Raw genomic sequence first — 18,027 nt, 5'->3', positions numbered from 1 at the left:
GGGTGCCGGCCCGGGCCCGGTGGGGGCGGGGCCGACGCCCGGGGGCGCGGCGGGTCGGTCAGCGCGTGAGCGCCGGCTCGTCCTCGGGTGCGGCGGGCCGGGCGGTCGCGCCGTCGGTCGACGCCCTCCGGTCGTCACCGTCACCGTCGGCCGCTGCGCGGTCCTTCGCGGCGTCGTCGGTGGCGGACGCGACGTCAGAGCCGGCGTCCTCCTCCTCGTCCTCGCGGAAGAGGTCCTCGGCCGTGGCGGAGTCGTACTGGGCCCGGTCGAGGATGCCCTCGCGGTGGGCGACGACGACCGGCACGAGCGCCTGGCCGGCGACGTTGACCGCCGTGCGGCCCATGTCGAGGATCGGGTCGACGGCGAGCAGCAGGCCCACGCCCTCCAGGGGGAGCCCCAGCGTGGACAGCGTGAGGGTGAGCATGACGGTGGCCCCGGTCATGCCGGCGGTCGCGGCCGAGCCGACCACGGAGACGAACACGATGAGCAGGTAGTCCGTCACGCCCAGGGAGAGCCCGAAGAACTGGGCGACGAAGATCGCCGAGATCGCCGGGTAGATCGCGGCGCAGCCGTCCATCTTGGTGGTGGCGCCCAGCGGGACCGCGAAGGAGGAGTAGCCGCGCGGCACGCCGAGGTTGCGCTCGGTCACGCGCTGGGTGACCGGCAGCGTGCCGATCGAGGAGCGCGAGACGAAGGCCAGCTGGATCGCCGGCCAGGCGCCGCGGAAGTAGCGGGTCACCGACAGGCCGTGCCCCTTGAGGACCACCGGGTAGACGACGAGCAGCACGAGCGCGAGGCCGAGGTAGATCGCCAGGGTGAACGTGCCCAGCTGGGCGATCGAGCTCCAGCCGTAGGTCGCCACGGCGTTGCCGATGAGGCCGACGGTGCCGATCGGGGCCAGGCGGATGACCCACCACAGGACCTTCTGCACCACCGCGAGCAGGGAGGCCGAGACCGAGAGGAACGGCTCGGCCTTCCGGCCCACCTTGAGCGCGGCGATCCCGACGACGAGCGCGACGACGATGATCTGCAGGACGTTGAAGCCGGCGGAGGTGCTCAGGCCCTCGACGGCGCCGTCGGCCCCGGTCTCCAGGGACCCGTCGACCTCGAGGCCGAGGAAGTTCGCCGGGACGATGCCGGTGAGGAAGTCGAGCCAGCCGCCCTCACGCCCCGGGGCGGAGGCCTCGGAGGCGTCGACGCCCGAGCTGCTGCCGGGCTGCAGGAGCAGGCCGAGGCCGATGGCGATGAGCACCGAGACCAGGGCGGTGACGGCGAACCAGACGAGGGTCTGCGCCGCGAGCCGGGCGCCGTTGGCGATGCCGCGCAGGTTGGCGATCGAGGTGACGATCGCGAGGAAGACCAGCGGCGGGACGATCGCCCGCAGCAGACCGACGAACACCGAACCGATCGTCGACAGCGTCGTGGTCAGCGCGTTGGGCTCCTCCTCGGGCCCGGTGGTGCCCAGCTCGAGGGCGAGCCAGCCGAGCAGGACGCCGGCGACCAGACCGATGATGATCTGCGCGCTGAAGGAGGGCAGCCGCAGCCCGCGCGGGCGCGCGGTCGTGGAAGGGGTGGACACAGCTGTGCCTTTCGTTCGTGAGGGAGGCGCGCGCTCGCGCGCCGGCCGGCTCTCGTCGCCGGGGAGGGGGTCGGGCGATGGTGACCGACCAGGGTGCGCCGGTGGGCGGCGCGCAGGAGCTACGGGCGGGTCAGCGGACCGGCCGCGCGGGCAGGCGGCGACAGCCCGACGTCGAGCGGCGACCGAGGTCGACGTCGAGCCGGCAGGTGAGGTGCCAGAGGTTGCCCACGCTGCTCCCGAGTCACGTCCGCGATGCGGACTGGTTGGTTGACGATTCACATACAAGCACGGATCGCCCGGGTGGGGAACCCCCTGGCCGCCCGTCCCACGATCCGGTCCCGGGCAGGCACGACGACGGCCCGGGGCCGACGCGGGACGTCGACCCCGGGCCGTGCCCGGGAGGTGTGCGGGCACCGGGGCGGATGAGCCCGGGTGCCGCGCGGTCAGTAGGTGGTGCGGTCCTCGCCCTGCGGCTCGGCGCTGCGCGCGCCGGGGACGTACTCGCCGGCGTCGTCCGAGCCGGAGGTGATCGCCTGCGGGGAGCGTCCGGCCTTGAGCGCGGCCAGGCGGGCCTCGATCTCGGTGTCCTTGCTGTGGTCGGCCAGCTCGGCGAACTGGTCCTCCAGGGACCCGGACGAGATCTCGGCCTGGCCCGCGACGTAGGCCTCCTCGCGGCGCACCTGGTCCTCGAAGCGGGAGATCTCGCTGGTGGGGTCGAGGACGTTGATCGAGCTGATCGCGCCCTGGACCTGCTTCTGCGCGGCCGCCGTCTTCTGGCGGGCGACGAGCTGGTCGCGCTTGCTCTTGAGCTCGTCGAGCTTGCCGCGCATCTGCGTGAGGCCGGTCTTCAGCTTCTCGACGACCTCGTTCTGCGACTCGATCATCGGGCGCGCGGACTCGGCCTCGCCCTCGGCGGTGATCTGCTTGTTGAGGGCGACCTTGGCGAGGTTGTCGAACTTCGCCGCACCGGCCGCGTCTCCGGCGGTGCGCAGCTCCTCGGCCTTGTTCGAGGCGGCCAGCGCCTTGTTGCCCCAGTCGCGGGCGTCGCGGACGTCCTCCTCGTAGTCCCGCTCGGCCAGGCGCAGGTTGCCGATCGTCTGCGCGACGGCGTCCTCGGCCTCCTTGATCGAGTCGGTGTAGTCGCGCACCATCTGGTCCAGCATCTTCTCCGGGTCCTCGGCGCGGTCGAGCAGCGCGTTGATGTTCGCCCGGGTGAGCTGGGCGATACGTCCGAAGATGCTCTGCTTCTGAGCCATCTGATCTCCCTGTCGGTGGTGGTGAAGGTCCTGGTCCTGGTCGTGCCACGCCGCCGGGGCGACGTCGTGCGTGTGCGGGGCGGGTGCCCCCGCGTGGCCCGTGGTCGGGCCGGGTGGGTCGGCCTAGAAGCGGCCCCCTGAGCTGGAGCCGCCGAAGCCGCCACCGCCGAAGCTTCCGCCCCCGAAGCCGCCGCCGAAGCCGCCCCCGCCGCCCCAGCCGCCGCGGTGGTCGTTGCCGCCGCCGAGCAGCCCGCCGATGATCCCGCCGATGACCAGCGAGCCGACGTCGACGCCCCCGCGGCGCGGGTGGTAGCCGCGGCCGTAGGGGTTGGCGCCCCAGCCGGCGCCGCCCATCTGCATGGCCGTCACGTCGCGCTCGACCTCCTGCTCGGTGCGACGCAGGAGCGCGAGCGCCTGGTCGGCGGAGGTGATCGCCTGGTCCGGGGCGGACTCGACGGCGCCCCGGGCCTCGTCCAGGGCGCGGCGGGCCCGGTGCAGGTCGCGGCGGGCCTCGTCGCCGACCGCCCCGCGGCGGGTGGCGAGGAGCTGGTCGACCGAGCGGTACTTCGACTCGGCGGAGCGCACGCGCTGGGTGGCGATCGTCCGGCGTCGGCGCTGGACCTCCTCGCGCTCGCGGAGGGGGGCCAGGACGTCGTCGATGGCCGCCTCCGCCGCGGCGAGCCGGTCGAGCGCGGCGATGGGGTCGCCACCGCTGCGCGCCTCCTCGCCCTGGGTGATCGCCGCGACGGCCTCCTGCCGGGCGGCGGCGACCCCGGGGTCGCCCTGCGCGAGCCGGTCGGCGTCGTCGACGTCGGAGGAGATCGAGGACAGCGCGCGGGCGAGGTCGGTCGAGGCCGACTCCAGCTGCTGGCCGGCGCCCTGCACCCGGTCGGCGAGCTGGGCCGCCTGCTGGACGGCCTCCTCGGCCACGCGGGCGTGCGTCACGGCCGCCCGGCGGTTGCGGTCGGCGGCGGCCAGGCCCTCGTCCACGCTGCGCAGCGCGGAGTCGAGCAGCCGTTCGGCCTGCTCGGGGTCCTCCCGCACGGAGGCCAGGGCCGAGGCGGGGTAGCGCTCGCCGAGCGCCCGCAGATGGATGCGCGAGTTCTCGATCTCCCCGCGGACCTCCTCGGCGCGCACCTTCGTCTCGGCGAGCACCTGCTCCACGCGGGACTCGATGTCCCGCAGCCGCTCGAACTCCGCCTGCTGGGCGCTCAGGGTGTTGCCGACCACCTCGGAGCGGTCGAGGATGCGCAGGAGCAGCCGGCGCTCCTCCTCCTCGGTCTCGGGGTGGTCGTCGTCGAGGGTCTGGCGTGCCGCGAAGGCCTCGTCGACGGCCTTCTGGGCCGCGGCCAGCGCCTCGGTGAACTCGTCGGTGCGGCGCAGTCCGAACTGGGCGCGGGCGAACTCCAGCTCGGCGGTCGAGGAGCGCACGGCGTCGTCGGCGCCGACCAGCGCCGAGCCGGCCTCCTTGCGCAGCTCGGGCAGGGGCAGCCGGGCGGGGTGGTCCTCGGGCAGGTTCTCGAGCGGGTCCTTGGCGCCGCTCCGGCCGGTCCGCCTGCGCCAGGCGGCCACGCCCACGACTCCGACGGCGACGACCACGACGCCGCCGACGAGGAGCCCGCCGATCCCGAACCCGCCGGACGTGGCGTCGCCGACGCCTTCGCCCCAGGCGGTGCCCAGGTCGCTCCACGCCTCGGAGCGGAAGTGGTCGGTGACGTCGCCGGCGACGACGTCCTCGGCGTCCGAGTGGGAGATCGGCGCGTTCTCGGCCACCGCGATGCCGTAGGCGCTCTCGTCGACGGCGACGGCGAGCAGGGCCTCGTCGTCGTCGAGGTTGGACATCGAGGCGGTCTGCTCGACCCAGTCCTCCGCCCGCATCCCGCCGAAGTCGGCGACGTAGACGATGAAGGGCTGCACCCCGGAGTCGGACTCGATCTGGGCGAAGAGCGCCTCGAGGTCGGCCTCCTCGGCGTCGGTCAGGACGTCGGCCTCGTCGACGACGCCGTCCGGCAGGTTCGAAGGGTCCGCGGCCAGGGCGGGGCCGGCCAGCAGCGCGGGCGCGCCCGCGACCGCGAGGGCACCCAGCAGGGCGAGAGGGAGGCGCGGGCGACGGGGGACGGGGCTCACCAGTCGATCTTGTCCTGATGTGGCCGTCGTCGCAACGAGATCCCGCGCAGTGGTGCGCCCGTCCCGCGGGGCGGGAGCCGCGACGCCCGCCCGGTGCGCGGGTATCATCGTGCGCGTCCGGCGCCGCCGGTCCGTCCCCCCGGGGCGAGCGCCGCGAGGCCGACCAGGTCGGCCGCGACACGAGGAGTGAGGTCCCGCCGTGCCCACCGGCAAGGTCAAGTTCTACGACCCCGACAAGGGGTTCGGGTTCATCGCCGGCGACGACGGCACCGAGGTCTTCCTGCACGCCTCCGCCATGCCCGCCGGTGCGAGCCCGCGGGCCGGCGCCCGGGTGGACTACGGCGTGGCCGACGGCCGCCGGGGCCCGCAGGCGCTGTCGGTCACGGTCCTCGAGGCGCCGCCCTCGGTGGCGCGCGCGCACCGGCGGCCCGCCGAGGACATGGCCACCATCGTCGAGGACCTCATCAAGACCCTCGACCGCGCCTCGAACACGCTCAACCGCGGCCGCTACCCGGACAACGGGGCCAAGCTCGCAGCCATGCTGCGGGCCGTCGCCGACCAGTTCGACGCCTGAGCGCGGCCGGGGCCGCCGCGGCCCCGGGCGTGACCGAACCCATCCGCCGATCGGCCCAGGGGCCGGTGCCCGGCGGCGCCCCGTGGGCGATCCCCACCTAGACTGCTGGGGTGTCTGCTGCCCGCGCGACCCGCGCTCCCGCCAAGGATCAGGTCCTGTCCGGCGCCGTCGAGACGGCCCGGGGGGCCGCGCAGGACGTCGCCGTGGGCGGGCACGTGGGCGAGCATCTCGGTTTCGAGCTGCTGGCCGACCGGGTCGGCACCCACTACTTCGCCTCCGAGGTCCCCGGCTACCAGGGGTGGCGCTGGGCGGTGACCGTGGCCCGCGTGCCGCGCGGGCGCCGAGCCAGCGTGAGCGAGGTCGAGCTCCTGCCCGGCGACGGTGCCCTGCTGGCGCCGGCGTGGGTGCCGTGGGCCGAGCGGCTCCGGCCCGGCGACCTGGGCTCGGGCGACGTCCTGCCGTTCGTGGCCGAGGACGACCGGCTCGTCCAGGCCTGGGAGTTCACCGGGGAGGCCGAGGACGCCGACGGTGAGCTCGCCGAGGAGCTGGACCTCGGTCGCGCCCGGGTGCTGTCCCCGCGCGGTCGCGTCGACTCCCTGGCGCGGTGGTACGAGGGTGGCGCCGGACCCGGCACGCCCGCCGCCCGCGCCGCGGCCGCGCCCTGCGCCTCGTGCGGGTTCTTCATGCCGCTCGCCGGCAGCGCGGGACAGATGTTCGGCGTCTGCGCCAACGAGTGGTCCCCCGACGACGGTCGCGTCGTCGCGGTCGACCACGGCTGCGGCGCGCACTCGGAGACCCACGCGCCCGAACCGGCCCCGCTGTGGGACGCGACCCCGCCGGTGCGCGACGAGGCCGACCTCCTCGTCCTGCCGATGCTCAACCCGGAGCCGGAGCCGGAGCCGGAGCCGGAGCCCGAGGCCGAGCGGGAGTCGAAGCCCGAGGCCAAGCGGGACTCGACGACCGATCCCGAGGCCGAGCCGCAGGCGGCGGCGAACAAGGACGAGGCGAGCGTTGACGAGGCCGAGCCGGAGTCGACGACCGACGCCGAGCCGGAGCCGCAGGCCGAGGTGAGCACGGCCGAGGCGAGCTCCGACGAGGCGAGCACGGCCGAGGGCGACCCATCCGCGTCGGGCGACGCACCGCCGTCGGGCGCGGACGAGGCGCCCGACGAACCGGACCGCGCGTGACGAACGGTCAGACCTGGGGGGACCAGGAGGAGGAACGGCAGCGCCTGGCGCTGAAGAACCTCGCCGGCTGGGCCGGCGGCTTCATCCGGCACCGGTGGACCGCCACCGGGCACGAGATCCGCCTCGGCCTGCGCAACGTCCTCGACCGGGACGAGCCCGCGGTGGGGACGGTCCCCGCGGTGGTGTCGGTGACCAGCTACGGCAAGCGGCTGCGCCGCACGGTCTACCTCGCCCTGGAGTCGATCGCCCGCGGCTCGGTCCGGCCCGCGCGACTCATCCTGTGGGTCGACGAGCCCGATGTCCTGGCCGACCCCCCGCAGGCGCTGCGCCGCCTCATGGCCCGCGGCGTCGAGCTCCTGCCGTGCGAGGACCTCGGCCCGCACAAGAAGTACTACCCGTACGCGGCGAGCCGCGAGTCGCACGACCTCCCGATCGTCACCGCCGACGACGACGTCATCTACCCGTACCGGTGGCTCGAGGAGATCTGGGCCGTCCACGAGCGCCACCCCGAGGACTGCGTGGCCATGCGCGCCCACCGGGTGCGGCTGCAGGGCAGGGTGCTCACCCCGTACCTCACCTGGCACCCGGTGCGCTCCACCCAGGCCTCGCACCGGCACTTCGCCACCGGCGTCTCCGGCGTCCTGCACCCCCCGGTCATGCTCGAGGCGCTGCGGGCCTCCGGCCTGGCGTTCCTCGAACGCTGCCCCAAGGCCGACGACATCTGGCTGCACTGGCACACCCTGCGCACCGGCACGCGCGTGCGCCAGGTGCACAACCGCCCCCGCGACTTCCGCGAGATCGAGCGACCCTGGCAGACCGGCCTGTTCGAGTCCAACGGCTACGGCGGGGCCAACGACCGCCAGATCAACGCCCTGTACACGGCGGAGGACATCGCCGTCATGGTCGACGATATCCCGCGGTGAACTCCTCGCCGGGCGGGCCCGACGCCGCGGGCCCGATGTTCCCGCTGCGGTCCGTCGTGCTCGGCGCGATGGTGCCGACGTTCCTCCTCGAGGTCGGGGTCGGCGCCGCCCTGCCGATCCTCGTCACGCGGGCCACCGACCTCGGCGCCTCCCTCGGGCTCGCCAGCCTCGTGGCCGCGCTCGTCCCGGTGGGGCAGATCCTCGCCGACGTCCCGGCCGGGGCCCTCACCGCGCGGGTGGGGGACCGGTGGGCGATGGTCGCCGCCGGCATCGTCGCCGTGGGCGGCTTCCTGCTGGGCCTGCTCGGCGGCTCGGTGGTCACCCTCGCCGGGACCGCCCTCGTCCTCGGTGCGGCGCAGTCGGTCTTCGCCATCGCCCGCCACGCGTACCTCACGAGCACGACGGCGCCGCAACGCCGGGCACGGGTCCTGTCCACGATCGCCGGGGTCTTCCGGGTGGGGCTGTTCGTCGGCCCGTTCGTCGGCGCCGCGGTGCTCACCGTCGCCGCCACGCCGTGGGCCTTCGCGATCGGGGTGGTCACCTCCCTGTTGGCGGTCGGCGTCGTGCTGGCCGCCGGCTCCGGCGCGGCCGACCGGCACGTGCGGCCGGCGGGCACCGCGCGCGTGTCGATGGGCGAGGTCCTGCGCAGGCATCGGGCGATGCTCGCCCGGCTGGGCGCGGTGGCGTTGACGATCGCCGCCGTGCGCGGGGCCCGGCAGACCGTCCTGCCGATCTGGGGCGAGCACATCGGTCTCGACGGGGCCACCACGTCGGTGGTCTTCGGCGTCGCCGCCGCGATGGACATGGTGCTCTTCTACCCCGCCGGCCAGGTGATGGACCGCTTCGGGCGCCTGTGGGTCGGCGTGCCCGGCATGCTGGTCATGGGCGTGGCCCTCGCCCTCGTGCCGCTCACCTCGACGGCCGGCGAGCTCGGCGTCGTCGGCCTGGTACTGGGCGTCGGCAACGGCCTGACCTCGGGCATCCTCATGACGATCGGCTCCGACGCCGCGCCGCGGGAGGGGCAGTCCCAGTTCCTGGCGGCCTGGCGGCTCCAGGGTGATCTCGGGGCCGCGGCGAGCCCGCTGCTGCTGGCCGCCGGGCCGGCGCTGGGCTCGCTCGCCGTCGTGGTCTGGGTGACCTCCACGACGGCCGGGGCCTCGGTCCTGGCGCAGCTGCGGTGGCTGCCGCGCTACTCGGTGCACGCGAACCGGCGCACCCGCCGGGCGGCAGGGCTGCGCCCCGACGGCTCGGTACCGCCCCGCCTCGGCGAGTGAGCAGTTTTCTACCTGTCGAGTGAGCAGAGAGCTGTCCGGTCACCGCCCGAACGGGCGCTCTCCGGGCAGGAAGGTGCTCACTCGCCGGACCGGAAACTGCTCACTCGCCGGAGGGGGTGGGGCGGGGGACGAGGTTGCGCATCGACGACGTCTCGCCCGCGAGCAGCGCGCGCAGGTTGTGCTCGACGAGCTCCTTGCCGCCGTCGGCGCGGAACCCCGCCACGTGCGGGGTGAGGACGGTCCGCGGCGCCGTCCACAGGCGCGAGGTCGCGGGCAGCGGCTCCTCGCGCATGACGTCGAGCGCCGCACCGGCGAGCCGGCCGGCCTCGAGGGCGTCGACGAGAGCGTCCTCGTCCACCGTCGAGCCGCGGCCGACGTTGACGACCACCGCCCGCTCGGGCAGGCGCGCCAGCCGGTCGGCGTCCAGCGCCCGCTCCGTGGCCGGCGTCGACGGCAGGACCATGACGAGGATGTCGGTCTCGGCGAGCGCCTCGGCCACCGACTCCTCCGCGAGCACCTCGTAGCCGCCCCGGGTGCCCGCGCTGCGGGCGACGCCCCGCACGCTCGCGCCCATCGCGGTGAGCACGTCGGCCAGGCGGCGGCCGATCGAGCCGAATCCCCAGATCAGCACGCGGGCCTCGATCACGGACGCCACCCGCTCCGGCGGCTGCAGCATGCGCGGCTTGCGCAGCTCCCGCGCCCACCGGGACTCGCGCTGGGCGGCCAGCAGCTCGGGCATCCGGCGCACGAGCGTGAGGATGAGCGTGACCGCGTGCTCGGTGACGGTGCGGTCGTGCAGCCCGCGGCCGGAGGTCAGCGCCACCTGCTCGGGCAGCCCCGCGGCCTCGAAGGCGTCGGTGCCCGCGGCCAGGGACTGGACCCAGCGCAGGCGCGGCATGTCGTGGGCCATCGAGGCCAGCGACTGCGGGGTACCCCAGGCCACCACCGCCTCGGCGTCGAGGTCCTCCTCGGGCACCGCCCGGCCCTCCCGCAGCGGGACGGCCGTGACGCCGTCGGGCAGCTCGAGGCCGAGCTCGGTGTTGCGCGTGACCAGCATCTTCATGTCGACCATCCTCCAGGTACCCGGCGCGCGCGTCCGCCCGCCCGCCGTCCACTGTGGCGCAGGGCTATGGAGAACCGTCCGGAACGTCCATAATGAACGACTGTGACCCCTGACTCCCCCGCCACCGGACCGGAGCCCACCTCCGGCGGAGCGCCCGCGACCGCGACCGACGACTCCCTCCTCGAGCGCCTGTTCAAGATCCGGCAGCGCGGATCGACGCCGTGGCGGGAGGTGCGCGGCGGCCTCGTCACCTTCTTCGCGATGTGTTACATCGTCGTGCTCAACCCGATCATCCTCTCGACGCCGGACTCGACCGGCCACTACCTGGGCGGGGGGACCGAGGGCGCGAACTTCGCCGCCATCGCCGCCGGCACCGCGCTGGTGGCCGGCGTGATGTCGATCCTCATGGGCTCGGTGGCGAACTTCCCCCTCGCGGTCGCCGCGGGGCTCGGCATCAACGCGCTGCTGGCCTACACGATCGTCGGCATGGAGGGCATGACCTGGGGAGACGCGATGGGCCTCATCGTGCTCGAGGGCATCGTCATCCTCATCCTCGTGCTCACGGGACTGCGCGAGGCGATCTTCCGGGCCGTCCCCCCGGCACTGAAGACCGGCATCTCGGTCGGCATCGGCCTGTTCATCGCCCTCATCGGCGTGGTCAACGCGGGCATCGTCCGCCCCGCCGAGGGCACGCCCCTCGAGCTCGGCATCGGCGGCTCGATCGCCTCCCTGCCGCTGGTGGTCTTCATCGTCGGGCTCTTCCTCATCCTCATCCTCATGGCCCGTCGCGTGCGCGGGGCGATCCTCATCGGCATCGTCGTGGCGACGGTGCTCGCCGTGATCGTCGAGGCGGTCGCCGGCGTGGGCGCCCAGTCGCCGGACGGCTCCAACCCCGAGGGGTGGGGCCTGACCGTGCCGGCCATCGAGGGCAGCATCGTCCAGGTGCCCGACTTCGCCACGCTGGGCCAGTTCTCCCTGTTCGGGGCCTTCGAGAAGATCGGCGTCGTCGCCGTGCTCGTCCTCGTCTTCTCGGTCATGCTCGCCGACTTCTTCGACACCATGGGCACGATGGTCGCCGTCGCAGCCGAGGGCGACCTGCTCGACGCCGAGGGCAACCCGCCGGCCACCCGCCGCATCCTCGTCATCGACTCGGTCGCGGCCGCCGCCGGTGGTGCGGGCGGCGTCTCGTCGAACACCTCCTTCGTCGAGTCCGCCGCGGGCGTGGCCGACGGCGCCCGGACCGGCCTGGCCTCCATCGTCACCGGCGTGTGCTTCCTGCTCACCACGTTCCTCGCGCCGCTCGCCGAGGCGGTGCCCTACGAGGCGGCCACCCCGGCTCTCGTCGTCGTCGGGTTCCTCATGATGCAGCAGGTCGTCGACATCCCCTGGAAGAACCTCTCGCTGGCCGTCCCGGCGTTCCTCACCATCATCTTCATGCCGTTCTCCTACTCGATCGCGGTGGGGATCGGCGTCGGGGTCATCGCCTACGCCGTGCTCATGGCCGCGACCGGGCAGCTGCGCAAGGTGCACCCGCTCATGTGGGGCGTGTCGGTGGCCTTCCTCGTCTACTTCGCGATCGGCCCCATCCAGGACGCGTTGGGAATCTGATCGCTGAATGACCGCCCCTGGTCCCACCGCCCCTCGCCGAGGGTTCTTCCGCTCGACCTTCCACTCGCTGTCCTACGTCAACTACCGGCTGTGGTTCTTCGGCTCCCTCGTGGCCAACACCGGGACCTGGGCGCAGCGCGTGGCGCAGGGCTGGCTCGTGCTCACCGAGCTGACGAACGACTCGGGCCTGGCGATGGGCATCGTCACCGGCCTGCAGTTCCTGCCCGCTCTGCTGCTCAGCCCGGTCGCCGGGGTCACCGCCGACCGGGTCGACCGCCGCCGCATGCTCATGGTCACCCAGGGGTCGATGGGGGCGCTCGCCCTCGGTCTCGGGATCCTCGTGCTCTCCGGCGCGGTCGAGCTGTGGATGGTCTACGGCTTCGCGTTCGCCCTGGGGTGCGCCTCGGCCTTCGACGGGCCCGTGCGGCAGACCTTCGTCTCCGACATGGTCGAGCCCGCCGACCTGCCCAACGCCGTGGGCCTGAACTCGACGTCGTTCAACCTCGCCCGCATGGCCGGCCCCGCGCTGGCCGGCCTGGCGATCGCCTGGGTGGGCACCGGCTGGGTGTTCGTCGCCAACGGGGTGCTCTTCGGCGCCACCATCGTCGCCCTGCTGCTCATGCGCACGGGCGAGCTCAACCCGCGCGACGTCGTCCCGCGCGCCCGCGGCCAGTTCCGGGAGGGGCTGGCCTACGTCCGACGGCGCTCGGACCTGGTCGTCGTCATGGTCACCGTCGGCGTGGTCTCCAGCCTGGGCATGAACCAGGCCGTCACCCAGGGCGTCATGGCCCGGGAGATCTTCGACCGGGGGCCCGAGGAGTTCGGCGTGCTCGGCTCGGTGATGGCGGTCGGCTCGCTCGCCGGCGCGCTCATGGCTACCCGCCGACGGCACCCGCGCGTGCGCACGGTCGTCCTCGCCGCGTTCGCCTTCGGGGTCTCCTCGACGCTCTCGGCGCTCGCGCCCACGTTCTGGCTCTTCGCGCTCTCCCTGGTGCTGGTGGGGTTCACCGTCCTGACGATGCTCACCTCCGCCAACGCCACCATCCAGATCTCCACCGAGCCCGCCTACCGGGGCCGTGTGATGAGCCTGTACATGATGGTGCTGCTGGGCACGGGCCCGTTCGGGGCGCCCTTCGTGGGCTGGGTGGCCGAGGTCTTCGGTGCGCGGGCATCGATCCTCGTCGGTGCGGTGCCCTCGGTCCTCGTCGCCGCCGGCGCCGCCTGGTGGGTGCGTCGGCACTGGGACGTGCGCGTCTCCTACGACCGCCGCGCCACGCGCCACCTCATCTACGAGGGACCGCGCGAGCGCGCGGCCCGGGCCGCCGAGGAGGGGCGCGACGTCGCCTCCTGAGCGGGCCCGGCCGTCAGGCCAGTCGCTCGACGACGTGGTCCACGCACGCGGTGAGCGCCTCGACGTCGGCGAGCGGGACCGAGGGGAACAGGCCCGCGCGCAGCTGGTTGCGGCCCAGCCCGCGGTAGGGCTCGACGTCGAGCACCCCGTGCTCGCGCAGCACCCGGGTCACCGCGGCGCCGTCGACCCCCTCGAGGTCGATCGTCGCGACGACGGGGGAGCGGTAGGGCTCCTCGACGAAGGGCGACGCCCACGGGCGCTGCTCGGCCCAGGAGTACACGTGCGCGGCGTTCTCGGCCGACCGCGCCGCCGCCCAGGCCAGCCCGCCGCGCTCGAGGAGCCACTCGACCTGCTCGGCGAGCAGGAGGAGCGTGGCCACCGCGGGGGTGTTGTACGTCTGCTCCTTGCGCGCGTTGTCCAGGGCCACGCCCAGGTCGAGGAAGGCCGGCACCCAGCGCTCGGCGGTCAGCTCCTCGATCCGGGCCACCGCGGCGGGGGAGAGGGCGGCCAGCCACAGCCCGCCCTCGGAGCCGAGGGCCTTCTGCGGGGCGAAGTAGTACGCGTCGGTGGCGGCGAGGTCGACCTCGACGGCCCCGGCCGCCGACGTCGCGTCGACGAGGGTGAGCGCCTCGGACCCGCCGATCCGCTCGACCGGTGACAACGCACCGGTCGAGGTCTCGTTGTGCGGGTAGGCGTGGGTGTCGACGCCGTCGACCGCGGTGAGCCGGGCGACCGAGCCCGGTTCCGCCGTCGCGCGCACGGTGGGGGCCAGGAAGGGGGCGCGGTCGGTGACCGTGGCGAACTTCCCCGAGAACTCCCCGTGCACGGCGTGCTGGGCGCGCTCGCGGACGAGGCAGAAGGCCGCGGCGTCCCAGAAGGCGGTCGAGCCGCCGTTGCCCAGCGCGATCTCGTAGCCCGCGGGCAGGTCGAGGAGCTCGGCGAGCCCGGCCCGGACCCGGCCCACGAGGCTGCGCACCGCGCTCTGGCGGTGCGAGGTGCCCAGGACGGTGGCGCCGGCGGCGGACAGGGCGGCGACCTGACCGGCGCGCACGCGGGTCGGGCCGGAGCCGAAGCGTCCGTCGGCGGGCAGGAGATGGGCGGGGATCGTCACGTCGGCCACCGGGGGAGTCTCCCACCCCGGGCGGGGTCGGGGCATGGACGACCAGGTCCGGCGTCGGAGCGGGTGGGTAGGATCTGACACAGTGCCAGGACCCGCGGTGCGGGCCCGTCCGCCGCCCTTCGAGCCGTGGAGACCCCGTGAGCGACCTCATCGACACCACCGAGATGTACCTCAAGGCCGTCGTGGAGATGGAGGAGGAGGGCGTCCCGCCGCTGCGCGCCCGGATCGCCGAGCGGCTCGGGCACTCGGGGCCCACCGTCTCCCAGACCGTGGGCCGCATGGAGCGCGACGGCCTGCTGCGGCTGAGCCCCTCGCGCGAGCTGGAGCTGACCGAGGTGGGCCGCGAGGCCGCCACCGGCGTCATGCGCCGCCACCGGCTGGCCGAGCGGCTGCTGGTCGACGTCGTCGGTCTGGACTGGGCCTACGTCCACGAGGAGGCCTGCCGGTGGGAGCACGTGATGTCCGGCCGGGTCGAGGAGCGTCTCGTCGACCTGCTCGACGGGCCCACCGCCGACCCGTACGGCAACCCGATCCCGGGCTCGGGGGCGGACGTGCCCGACGGCCGGCTCACCTCGTTGGCAGAGGCGGCGAAGGGGCTCGACGACGGCGGGGTCCTCGAGCTGGAGCTGGCGCGCATCGGTGAGCCGCTCCAGGTCGACACCGCGCTGCTGGGAGACATGCAGCGGCTCGCGCTCGTGCCCGGAGCCCGGATCACCGTCACCCGTCGCGACGACGTCCTCGAGCTGGCCGCCCGCGCGGACCTGGCCCTGGAGATGGACCTCGCGGCCGCCCGGCACCTGGCCGTGCGTCCGTGAGATAGAGTCGACCCTGGTCACGCGCGGACGCGTGACCCCGCGCAGGTGACGGCACGGTCACGGCCGCTGCGCGATCGTGACCTCGCCAGGTGCCCTCAGGGGACGGCCGGCTGCCTGCCCGGGCGCCTGTGGATCCCTCGTGGACCACGCGACTACCCCGGAATCCCGCGGTTCTCCGGGATATTTGCGCCGGGCGTGTCCGTCCCGTGACGTTCCGCACAGAAGCGTTACCAGGGTGTGACTTTTGGTCACGAGATGGTTACTGTCCTACTCGTGCCTCTCACCAGGGGCACACCCGGCCGGACATCTAGCCCTGTCGCCGACCCGGGTAGGTGCGAACCACCGCGACAGGGGCGGGGGAACCAAGCAGTACGGCCGGGCGACCGGCCTTGGGGTGAAGCCGGGCCTTCGGGCCGGGCCGGATGCTCTCCGTGTCCGAACCCGACAGCTCACCCCGCAGGTGTCACCGGAGAGGTCCCCCATCGTGCAGAGCTCCACCCGCCGCGGGTCGATCGCGGCCGTCTCGGCGTCGATCGTCGTCGCGGTCGCCGCGTCGTCGGCCGCCGCAGCACCCGCCCCCGAGGTCGCCGCAGACAAGAGCCAGGGCGGCCCCGCCCAGCTCAGCGACGCCGTCCTGCCGACGAACGCCGCGCTGACGGTTTCCGCGGACGCGGCCTACTCGGTCGACACCGCCTCCGTCTTCGGCACCGCCGAGGCCGCGCCCGCCCCCGAGCCGGAGCCCGAGCCCGAGCCGGAGCCGGAGCCGGTCGTCCGCGAGGAGGCCGCCGCCACCCGCGACACCGTCCGCGAGGAGGCCCCCGCGGTCGAGCAGACCGAGACCGTCGAGGAGACCCAGGCCGAGGTCGCGCCCGAGCCGCAGGCGGAGCCCGCCCCCGAGGCCGCGCCGGCCGCCTCCTCCTCCGCGATCGGCGACCAGATCGTCGCCATCGCCCGCCAGTACAACGGCGTGCCCTACGTCTGGGGCGGTTCGAGCCCGACCGGCTGGGACTGCTCCGGCTTCACCTCCTACGTCTTCGCGCAGGCCGGCATCTCGCTGCCGCGCTCCTCGTCCGCCCAGGGCGGCGCCGGCCAGATCGTCTCGGCCGCCGAGGCTCGCCCCGGCGACCTCGTCTGGTGGCCCGGCCACGTGGGCATCTACACCGGCAACGGCAACCACATCGCGGCCCGCAACCCGGGCACGCCGACCCACGAGTCGCCGATCTACCGCGCGAACCCCACCTACATCCGAGTGGCGGGCTGAACCATGACGTACCCCACCTTCCAGGGCACCTCTGCGCGCCGCGGCACCGTCGCGGCCATCTCCGCCTCGATGATCGTCGCCGTCGCGGCGAGCTCCGCGGCCGCCGACCCCAGCGTCGAGACCGACGCCAAGACCTCCGACCGCATCGGCTCGCTCTCGGACCAGGTCCTGCCGACCAACGCCGCGCTGACCGTGGCCACGGACGCGAGCTACTCGGTCGACACCGCCTCCGTCTTCGGCACCGCCGAGGCCGCGCCCGCCCCCGAGCCGGAGCCCGAGCCCGAGCCGGAGCCGGCCCCCGAGCCGGTCGTCCGTGAGGACACCACCGCCGCGAGCCGTGACGACGAGCGCGAGGCCGTCGCCGAGCAGCCCGTGGTCGAGCAGGAGGCACCCGCCACCGAGCAGGCCGCCCCCGCCGCGACCGAGCAGGCCGAGCCGGCCGCCGCCCCGGCCCCCGCCAGCAGCGGTGTCGGCGCCTCCGCCGCCGCGATCGCCCAGTCCTACGTCGGCGCCCCCTATGTCTGGGGCGGCACCAGCCCCTCCGGCTGGGACTGCATCGGCTTCGTCTCCTACGTCTACCGCCAGCTCGGTTACGAGGTCGGCAGCACGCCGGCTGCCGTCCTCAGCGCCGGCACCCGCATCCCGGCCTCGCAGGCCCAGCCCGGCGACATCCTCTACTGGCCCGGCCACGTCGCCATCTACCTCGGCAACGGCCAGAACGTCGCGGCCTGGAACCCCGGCATGGGCACCACCGTCGGACCGAACGCCTGGGCCGGAGGCTCGCCGGTCTACATCCGCGTCGGCTGACACCACGTCCGGCCCTGACCTCGCCCCGTCCCGCCTCGTGCGGGGCGGGGCGTCGTCGTCCTCCCCGGTCGTGACCGTGCCGGATCCGTGACCTTCGACCTCCCGCGCGCACGCTCCGGAGCGGCACAATGGTGTCTCGCGCACGTCGAGGAAGGGTGAGCGTCATGGCACAGGAAGTCGTCGTCGGGGTGGACGGGTCGCCGATCAGTCTCGGCGCGCTGGACTGGGCCGCGGCGGTGGCCCACGCGCGCGGGCTCGACCTGCACATCGTGTGCGCCTACCGGCTGCCGAGCTACATCGCCGACGGCCGCGCCGGATCGGTGGTCGTCGACGAGGAGTCGGTGCGCGGCAGCGCCCAGGCCGTCGTCGACGAGGCGGCCGCCCGCGTGGCGCACCTGGACCTCGCGGTGCGCACCTCCGTCGACCCGGGGGACCCCTCCGGCATCCTCATCGAGCTCTCCCGCAGCGCCCGCGCGGTCGTGTGCGGCACCCGCGGGGGCGGCGGGTTCGCCGACCGGCTGCTGGGGGCGGTCCCCTCCGCGGTGCCGGCGCACGCGCACAGCCCGGCCGTGGTCGTGCCCCCCGCCCGGGACGAACCCTTCGTGCCGATGCGGCGCATCGCCGTCGGCGTGGACGGCTCGCCCTCCGCTCGCCTCGCGGTCACCGTCGCCCTCAACCTGGCCGAGACCTTCGGGGCCGAGGTGCACGCCGTGGCGGCGGTCCCGCTGACCGCGGGCGCCTCGGCGATGGCCTGGCTGCCCTCGACCGTGGACCACGAGGAGATCCTGCGCGACGTGCGGGCCTCGGTCGACGAGATCGTCGACCCGATCCTGGCCGGGCGGGACATCACCGTGCACCGGCAGGCGATCGACGGCAACCCCGCGGCGGTGCTCAGCGAGCTGACCGGTCAGGTCGACGCGCTCGTCGTCGGCAGCCGGGGGCGCGGCGGCTTCGCCGGGCTCATCCTCGGGTCCACCTCGCAGGCGGTGCTCCACCAGGCCGGATGCCCGGTCATCGTCACCCCCGCCCGCGCGGAGGACGTCGGGCTCGCCCCGGACGCGGGCGGCTGACGGCGGGCGCAG

General features: G+C 74.5%; 15 protein-coding genes and 1 riboswitch. Of the genes, 10 read left to right on the top strand and 5 right to left on the bottom strand.

Features of this window, described 5'->3' with window-relative positions; translation table 11 throughout:
- Positions 1–58: 58 nt before the first annotated feature.
- From AC3D3D_RS07110 to AC3D3D_RS07100, 3 genes are all read right to left on the bottom strand, one after another.
- Positions 59–1,579: a dicarboxylate/amino acid:cation symporter gene (locus tag AC3D3D_RS07110; RefSeq protein ID WP_463663555.1), complete on the bottom strand. Its 1,521-nt coding sequence runs from the start codon at positions 1,577–1,579 to the stop codon at positions 59–61.
- Between the two features lie 443 nt (positions 1,580–2,022).
- On the bottom strand, positions 2,023–2,835 hold the full coding sequence (locus AC3D3D_RS07105) for a PspA/IM30 family protein (RefSeq protein WP_463663554.1): 813 nt from the start codon (positions 2,833–2,835) through the stop codon (positions 2,023–2,025).
- Between the two features lie 123 nt (positions 2,836–2,958).
- On the bottom strand, positions 2,959–4,962 hold the full coding sequence (locus AC3D3D_RS07100) for a TPM domain-containing protein (RefSeq protein ID WP_463663553.1): 2,004 nt from the start codon (positions 4,960–4,962) through the stop codon (positions 2,959–2,961).
- Positions 4,963–5,161: 199 nt separating this feature from the next.
- Here AC3D3D_RS07100 and AC3D3D_RS07095 point away from each other — a divergent pair, with 199 nt between their 5' ends.
- The 4 genes from AC3D3D_RS07095 (at position 5,162) to AC3D3D_RS07080 (ending at position 8,920) form a co-directional block, all read left to right on the top strand.
- Positions 5,162–5,536, top strand: coding sequence for a cold-shock protein (locus AC3D3D_RS07095; protein ID WP_463663552.1), 375 nt, complete (start codon positions 5,162–5,164; stop codon positions 5,534–5,536).
- A 110-nt stretch (positions 5,537–5,646) separates the two neighbouring features.
- Entirely contained in the window at positions 5,647–6,723 is a 1,077-nt protein-coding gene (locus AC3D3D_RS07090; RefSeq protein ID WP_463663551.1) for a DUF3027 domain-containing protein, read from the top strand.
- Positions 6,720–7,646, top strand: a complete 927-nt coding sequence (locus tag AC3D3D_RS07085) for a hypothetical protein (protein WP_463663550.1) — start codon at positions 6,720–6,722, stop codon at positions 7,644–7,646. Before AC3D3D_RS07090 ends, AC3D3D_RS07085 begins: the two co-directional genes overlap by 4 nt.
- Positions 7,643–8,920: an MFS transporter gene (locus tag AC3D3D_RS07080; RefSeq protein WP_463663549.1), complete on the top strand. Its 1,278-nt coding sequence runs from the start codon at positions 7,643–7,645 to the stop codon at positions 8,918–8,920. The genes AC3D3D_RS07085 and AC3D3D_RS07080 overlap by 4 nt, the downstream gene beginning before the upstream one ends.
- A gap of 100 nt (positions 8,921–9,020) precedes the next feature.
- Here the strand turns inward: AC3D3D_RS07080 and AC3D3D_RS07075 are convergent, their stop codons facing one another.
- On the bottom strand, positions 9,021–9,983 hold the full coding sequence (locus AC3D3D_RS07075; protein ID WP_463663548.1) for an NAD(P)-dependent oxidoreductase: 963 nt from the start codon (positions 9,981–9,983) through the stop codon (positions 9,021–9,023).
- A 102-nt stretch (positions 9,984–10,085) separates the two neighbouring features.
- Between AC3D3D_RS07075 and AC3D3D_RS07070 the strand changes: the two genes are divergently transcribed.
- Both AC3D3D_RS07070 and AC3D3D_RS07065 read left to right on the top strand, forming a co-directional pair.
- The gene (locus tag AC3D3D_RS07070) at positions 10,086–11,591 is read left to right on the top strand and encodes an NCS2 family permease (protein WP_463663547.1); all 1,506 of its coding nucleotides are present in this window, start codon (positions 10,086–10,088) and stop codon (positions 11,589–11,591) included.
- A 7-nt stretch (positions 11,592–11,598) separates the two neighbouring features.
- Positions 11,599–12,942: an MFS transporter gene (locus AC3D3D_RS07065; RefSeq protein WP_463663546.1), complete on the top strand. Its 1,344-nt coding sequence runs from the start codon at positions 11,599–11,601 to the stop codon at positions 12,940–12,942.
- Positions 12,943–12,955: 13 nt separating this feature from the next.
- Here AC3D3D_RS07065 and serC read toward each other — a convergent pair whose 3' ends face one another.
- Positions 12,956–14,098, bottom strand: coding sequence for a phosphoserine transaminase (serC, locus tag AC3D3D_RS07060; RefSeq protein WP_463663545.1), 1,143 nt, complete (start codon positions 14,096–14,098; stop codon positions 12,956–12,958).
- Between the two features lie 101 nt (positions 14,099–14,199).
- Here serC and AC3D3D_RS07055 point away from each other — a divergent pair, with 101 nt between their 5' ends.
- The 4 genes from AC3D3D_RS07055 to AC3D3D_RS07040 all read left to right on the top strand — a co-directional run bounded on the left by AC3D3D_RS07055 (position 14,200) and on the right by AC3D3D_RS07040 (position 18,015).
- Entirely contained in the window at positions 14,200–14,877 is a 678-nt protein-coding gene (locus tag AC3D3D_RS07055) for a metal-dependent transcriptional regulator (protein ID WP_463663544.1), read from the top strand.
- Between the two features lie 330 nt (positions 14,878–15,207).
- Positions 15,208–15,356, top strand: a riboswitch (cyclic di-AMP (ydaO/yuaA leader).
- A gap of 5 nt (positions 15,357–15,361) precedes the next feature.
- Entirely contained in the window at positions 15,362–16,138 is a 777-nt protein-coding gene (locus AC3D3D_RS07050; protein WP_463663543.1) for a C40 family peptidase, read from the top strand.
- 3 nt (positions 16,139–16,141) lie between these two features.
- Positions 16,142–16,945, top strand: coding sequence for a C40 family peptidase (locus tag AC3D3D_RS07045; RefSeq protein WP_463663542.1), 804 nt, complete (start codon positions 16,142–16,144; stop codon positions 16,943–16,945).
- 164 nt (positions 16,946–17,109) lie between these two features.
- Entirely contained in the window at positions 17,110–18,015 is a 906-nt protein-coding gene (locus AC3D3D_RS07040; protein WP_463663541.1) for a universal stress protein, read from the top strand.
- Positions 18,016–18,027: the final 12 nt, after the last annotated feature.

Source organism: Georgenia sp. X1117 (assembly GCF_057784635.1).
This window is presented reverse-complemented; position numbering and strand designations above follow the sequence as displayed.

Excerpts from the sequence above, each read along its gene's own strand:
- AC3D3D_RS07075 (WP_463663548.1), bottom strand. The coding sequence starts at position 9,983 with ATGAAGATGCTGGTCACGCGCAACACCGAGCTCGGCCTCGAGCTGCCC.
- AC3D3D_RS07045 (WP_463663542.1), top strand. The coding sequence starts at position 16,142 with ATGACGTACCCCACCTTCCAGGGCACCTCTGCGCGCCGCGGCACCGTC.
- serC (WP_463663545.1), bottom strand. The coding sequence starts at position 14,098 with ATGCCCCGACCCCGCCCGGGGTGGGAGACTCCCCCGGTGGCCGACGTG.
- AC3D3D_RS07040 (WP_463663541.1), top strand. The coding sequence starts at position 17,110 with ATGGCACAGGAAGTCGTCGTCGGGGTGGACGGGTCGCCGATCAGTCTC.
- AC3D3D_RS07065 (WP_463663546.1), top strand. The coding sequence starts at position 11,599 with ATGACCGCCCCTGGTCCCACCGCCCCTCGCCGAGGGTTCTTCCGCTCG.
- AC3D3D_RS07105 (WP_463663554.1), bottom strand. The coding sequence starts at position 2,835 with ATGGCTCAGAAGCAGAGCATCTTCGGACGTATCGCCCAGCTCACCCGG.